2 protein-coding genes are annotated in these 985 nt (G+C 66.2%); both read left to right on the top strand.

Features of this window, described 5'->3' with window-relative positions:
• Positions 1-607, top strand: a 607-nt coding sequence (locus AQY21_RS02660; protein WP_161905887.1) for an ATPase, T2SS/T4P/T4SS family, incomplete at its 5' end; no start/stop codon positions are given.
• Positions 607-939: a TrbC/VirB2 family protein gene (locus AQY21_RS02655; RefSeq protein ID WP_058096295.1), complete on the top strand. Its 333-nt coding sequence runs from the start codon at positions 607-609 to the stop codon at positions 937-939. The genes AQY21_RS02660 and AQY21_RS02655, both read left to right, overlap by 1 nt.
• Positions 940-985: the final 46 nt, after the last annotated feature.

Raw genomic sequence — 985 nt, 5'->3', positions numbered from 1 at the left:
GATCATGAGCCGGATGCAGGCCGAGGCGCTGCGGCTCGGGGTGGCCACGCGCGCCAATATCCTCGTCGCCGGCGGCACCTCGACCGGCAAGACCACGCTGACCAATGCGCTGCTGGCCGAAGTGGCGAAGACCTCGGACCGCGTCGTCATCATCGAGGACACCCGAGAACTGCAATGCGCCGCGCCCAACCTCGTCGCCATGCGCACCAAGGACGGCATCGCGACGCTCTCCGATCTGGTCCGGTCGTCCCTGCGCCTGCGCCCCGACCGCATCCCGATCGGCGAGGTGCGCGGCGTCGAGGCGCTGGATCTGCTCAAGGCCTGGGGCACTGGCCATCCGGGCGGCATCGGCACCATCCATGCCGGATCGGGCATCGGAGCCCTGCGCCGGCTCGAACAGCTGATCCAGGAGGCCGTGGTCACCGTGCCGCGGGCGCTGATCGCCGAGACCGTCGATCTGGTCGCGGTGCTTGCCGGTCGCGGGTCCGCGCGGCGGCTGGCCGAACTGGTTCGGGTCGAGGGCTTCGGTCCGGACGGCGACTACCGCATCGTTTCCGTCATTCCCGAGACCGAGACGCACATCGCAAAAAAAACTGGAGAACCCTAATGATCCGTCATGCCCTGCGCATCCGTCATCATGTCACGACGGCGGCGACCACCCTCTATGTCAGCCTGTTCATGGCTCCGGCCGCCCATGCCGCCGGTTCGTCGATGCCCTGGGAAGCGCCGCTGCAATCGATCCTCGATTCCGTCGAGGGGCCGGTGGCCAAGATCGTGGCGGTGATCATCATCATTACCACCGGGCTGACGTTGGCCTTCGGCGATACCGGCGGCGGCTTCCGCCGGCTGATCCAGATCGTCTTCGGCATCTCCATCGCCTTTGCCGCCAGTTCGTTCTTCCTCAGCTTCTTCAGCTTCGGTGGCGGGGCATTGATCTGATGACACAGAGTTTCGAACAGCTTTCCGAGGTGCCGGGATTCACGGT

Source organism: Paracoccus sp. MKU1 (genome assembly GCF_001447385.1).
Classification (GTDB): Bacteria; Pseudomonadota; Alphaproteobacteria; order Rhodobacterales; family Rhodobacteraceae; genus Paracoccus.
The sequence above is the reverse complement of the archived record's forward strand: the minus strand, read 5'-3'. Positions and strand labels throughout refer to the sequence as shown.

Coding starts and splice junctions, on each gene's coding strand:
- AQY21_RS02655 (WP_058096295.1), top strand. CDS start 607: ATGATCCGTCATGCCCTGCGCATCCGTCATCATGTCACGACGGCGGCG.